The following is a 3,868-nucleotide window of genomic DNA, read 5'->3' as shown; positions in this document are numbered from 1 at the left end:
CCCTCTGCCAGTGCGGCACTGAGGGAGGGGAGCAGGGATTTGTGCAGCAGGGCCACTACGGGTTGCAGCCAGTCGCCGTCGTGGGCCACCACCAGCTCGGTATCCGGGGTCAGGGCGGCGCGAAAGCGGCTCATCAGATCCGGGGGGAGGGCTGGGCCATCACAGGGGACGAACAGCACCCAGTCGTGACGGGCGGCGGCAAGGCCAGCCTGCATGCCCGCCAGCGGGCCGAGGTAGTCGCGATTGTCATCGCTGATGACGGGAGCCAGCGCCTGATAGCGGTCGTGGCTGCGATTGGCATTGATGAGGATCTCGTCCACCTGGGGGCGCAGCCGCTCCAGTACGTGGGCGATCAGCGGGCGTCCTGCCAGCTCCACCCATCCCTTGTCTTCGCCCCCCATCCGGGTGGCGCGGCCGCCGGCGAGGATCACTGCCGACACGGGCAAAGGGCTAGAGGGGGATTCGCTTCTTGAAGTCATGTCGCTCGATGATTTTTAAAGGGGTCGTCTCTTGCAGCTGGCCACGGGCGAGGGTCCATTGCCGCCCGCACAGATCGGTCAGGGCGTTGTGCTGGTGACTGATCACCACCAGGCCGCTGCCATGTTCCCGCAGATCTTGCGCCAATGCGGCCATCAGGGCAACCGAATGTGCATCCAGATTGGCGGTGGGCTCGTCCATCAGCAGAAAAGCGGGTTGCAGTGCCCAGGCTCGGGCCATGGCCAGCCGTTGCCGTTCACCACCCGAGAGAATGCTGATGTGCTCCCGTGCCAACCCCTCCAGCTCGACCCGGCGCAGCGCCTCGAATACCCGCACCTCGCTGCCGAGCTGCTTGTCCAGCGCCCAGGCGACATTGTCGTGCACTGTGCGATCAAACAGGTAGGGAGTCTGGTGCAGATAGGTGACCCGGCCCGGCCCCAGATCCCGTTTGAGCAGGCGGTTGAGCCGCTGTTGCCAGCGCCCCGGCAGGTTGGTGTAGCCACGGGTCGGGGGGAGCAGCCCCGCCAGGATCTTGAGCAAGGTGGTCTTGCCTACCCCGTTGGCCCCGTGCAGCCAGATGGTGTCCCCCGTCGCGATGGAGAGGCGCTCAATCTCGAACAGCTGACGATCGCCAAAGCGCATCGTCAGCTGGTGGGCGGTCAGAGCCATGGGGTACTCCTGTGGGTTGCGGGCATGGTCAATTCTTCAGATAGCTCTGGCCGCGACAGGCGGTGAGCAGCAGGTTGAGCAGCAAGGCGAGGGTGAGCAGCACAATGCCGAGGGCCACCCCCTGAGTGAAGGCCCCTTTCTGGGTCTCCAGCGCGATGGCGGTGGGGATGTTGCGGGTAAAGTGCAGGATGTTGCCCCCCACCATCATGGAGCAACCCACCTCGGTGACGATGCGGCTGAAGGCACCGATCACCGCCGCCAGCAGGCCAAAGCGGCACTCGTGCATCAACCCGAGCAGCGCCTTGGGCCAGGAGACCCCCAGGGTCAGGGCGGTCTCCCAGGCGCGCCGGTCGCTCTGGACAAACGCCGCATGGGCCATGGTGGCGATCACCGGAAAGGCGATCAGCATCTGCCCCACCACCATCGCCTGCTGGGTAAAGAGCAGCTTCCAGTCGCCAAAGGGGCCGGCCCGCGACAGCAGCATGTAGAGCAAGAGGCCGATCACCACGGTCGGCACCGACTGCAGGGTATTGATGCAGGAGAGCCAGAGCCAGCGGCCGGGCAGCGGCAGGTAGGCCAGCGCAAAACCCAGCAGCAGCGCCGGCAGCAGCACCAGCAGCAGGGCGATGCCGGAGACGGAGAAGGAGACCCCCACCACCTGCCACAGTTCGGTATCGCCGTTGAACAGCAGGGCGAGGGCCGCCAGGGTCGTGTCGAGCAGCGTCATCAGGCGCCTCCCCCGTCAGAGTGCCGGGGGAGGGCCAGTTGCGCCGCCATGTCGGTCGGTGCGGGCATTACTTGGTGTTGGCGTCGGCCACGAACAGCGCCTGACCGGCTACCTTGAAGTCGCCGATCAGCTGCTGGCCATGTTCGGAGACCAGCCAGTTCTTCAGGGTGCGCGCCCCCTCGGTATTGAGATCCGGGTAGCGCTTGGGGTTGACCAGAATCACCTGATAGGGGTTGAACAGGCGCTTGTCACCCTCCAGCAGCACGGCGAGATCCAGCTTGCTCTGGTAGGCGAGCCAGGTGCCGCGGTCGGTCAGGGTGTAGGCACCGAGCTCGGAGGCCATGGTCAGGGTCGGGCCCATCCCCTGGCCGATGGATTTGTAACCGGCAAACTCGGGTTTGACGTCGGCCGCCTGCCACAGGGTCTTCTCCTTGATGTGGGTGCCGGACTCGTCACCGCGGGAGATAAAGGTCTGGCCCTTCTCCTTGATGGCTTGCAGCGCTTTGGCCGCGTCGTGCAGCTTGGCCAGACCCGCCGGGTCTTTCACCGGGCCGACGATGACGAAGTCGTTGTACATCAGGTGCACCGGCTCGATGCCAAAGCCCGCATCGACGAACTTCTTCTCGGCAGAGGGGGCGTGGGTCATCACCAGATCCGCGTCGCCATTCTCGCCCATCTTCAGGCTCTGACCGGTACCGGCTGCCATCACCTGCACCGGATAGCCGGTCTCCTTGGTGAACTGGGGCAGCAGCCAGCCCAGCAGACCGGACTGTTCGGTACTGGTGGTGGTGGCGAGGCGGATCGGCGCTTTTGTGGCATTAGTATCCGCTTCGGCGTGGGCCGCACCGGCGATCAGCAGGCTGGCGGCGAGTGAGAGGGCAAAACGTTTGAAGTTGGTTTTTATCGTCATCGTGATGCAACTTTCAGGGTAGGTGAGAGAGGAAACAGCCAAGCAAACGGGGTGCCAAACTGTTCCATACCACTTGAATTCGCTCTTTACCCTTAAAAAACAGTGATTTAATTGCGGCAATTAGGTGAGCCGGTTATCGCTTTTAATAATTGGTGTTGGTGATTTTGATACGGGAAGGACAAAATGTCCCACAAAGGTTCCGGTTATCGGGACATTCTCCGACCTTACCTGTATTCGAGGTACTTTTTTCCATGACAGTCTCTTCCGGCCGCTGGTCTGCCCTCTCCCTGCTGATCGTTGACGATGAGCCCGGCATGCGCAGCTTTCTGGCCAAGGCGCTGGCCAGGCGCTTCGCCCAGATAGAGACCGCTGCCAGCGTGGAGGAGGCGGAAGCCCTGCGCTGCCGCCTCCATTTTGATCTCATCATCGCCGACATCCGGCTGCCGGGGCGCTCCGGTATCGAGTGGCACGAGGCCATCGAGCCCGGCACCCGCCGCAGCGACATCATCTTCATGACCGGTTTTGGCGACATGGATACTGCCCTCAAGGCGCTGCGTCTGGGGGCGAGCGACTTTATTCTCAAACCCTTCAATCTCGATCAGATGGTGCAGGCGGTGGACCGGGTCATCGAGCGCCGCCAGATGGAGCGGGAGAACCTGCTGCTGCGCCGGGAGGTGAGCAAGCTCTTTCCGCCCACCCTGATTGGCGACAGCGCCAAAACCTGCGAGCTCAAGACCCTGATCGCCCGGGTCGCCCCCTCCAACGCCGCCGTGCTGGTGGAGGGGGAGTCCGGTACCGGCAAGGAGCTGGTGGCCCGCGCCCTGCACCAGCTCTCCGGCCGGGTGGGGGCTTTTGTGCCGCTCAACTGTGCCTCTATTGCCCCCGAGCTGCTCGAAAGCGAGCTGTTCGGCCACGTGCAGGGGGCCTTTACCGGCGCCCGCAAGGGGCGTGACGGCCTGTTTCGGGTCGCCCATCAGGGCACCCTGTTTCTCGACGAGATCGGCGAGATGCCGCTGGCCATGCAGGCCTCGTTGCTGCGAGCGCTGGAGCAGAAGGCCATTCGCCCGGTTGGCGCCGAGCGGGAA

General features: G+C 64.1%; 5 protein-coding genes. 1 reads left to right on the top strand and 4 read right to left on the bottom strand.

Annotated elements, in window-relative coordinates; translation table 11 throughout:
* The 4 genes from mobA to AACS24_RS18275 form a co-directional block, all read right to left on the bottom strand.
* Positions 1 to 479 (bottom strand): molybdenum cofactor guanylyltransferase MobA (gene mobA, locus AACS24_RS18290; RefSeq protein WP_108571566.1); only part of this gene is annotated, 479 nt, incomplete at its 3' end.
* Positions 451 to 1,146: an energy-coupling factor ABC transporter ATP-binding protein gene (locus AACS24_RS18285; protein WP_108571563.1), complete on the bottom strand. Its 696-nt coding sequence runs from the start codon at positions 1,144 to 1,146 to the stop codon at positions 451 to 453. The genes AACS24_RS18285 and mobA, both read right to left, overlap by 29 nt.
* A 28-nt stretch (positions 1,147 to 1,174) precedes the next feature.
* Positions 1,175 to 1,876 carry an ABC transporter permease gene (locus AACS24_RS18280; protein ID WP_104014170.1) on the bottom strand — a complete coding sequence of 234 codons (702 nt, stop codon included), beginning with the start codon at positions 1,874 to 1,876 and terminating at the stop codon, positions 1,175 to 1,177.
* A 64-nt stretch (positions 1,877 to 1,940) separates the two neighbouring features.
* Positions 1,941 to 2,783, bottom strand: a complete 843-nt coding sequence (locus AACS24_RS18275; RefSeq protein ID WP_108571562.1) for a substrate-binding domain-containing protein — start codon at positions 2,781 to 2,783, stop codon at positions 1,941 to 1,943.
* A gap of 251 nt (positions 2,784 to 3,034) precedes the next feature.
* On the opposite strand from AACS24_RS18275, the gene AACS24_RS18270 reads away from it, so the two are divergent.
* On the top strand, positions 3,035 to 3,868 hold an 834-nt coding region (locus AACS24_RS18270; protein ID WP_258222992.1), incomplete at its 3' end, for a sigma-54-dependent transcriptional regulator.

The organism is Aeromonas sp. HMWF016 (assembly GCF_963878195.1).
In the GTDB taxonomy this organism is placed as follows: domain Bacteria; phylum Pseudomonadota; class Gammaproteobacteria; order Enterobacterales; family Aeromonadaceae; genus Aeromonas; species Aeromonas lacus.
This window is presented reverse-complemented; position numbering and strand designations above follow the sequence as displayed.

Bases quoted from the DNA above. Each gene is read 5' to 3' on its own strand.
- AACS24_RS18285 (WP_108571563.1), bottom strand. From the start codon at position 1,146: ATGGCTCTGACCGCCCACCAGCTGACGATGCGCTTTGGCGATCGTCAG.
- AACS24_RS18275 (WP_108571562.1), bottom strand. From the start codon at position 2,783: ATGACGATAAAAACCAACTTCAAACGTTTTGCCCTCTCACTCGCCGCC.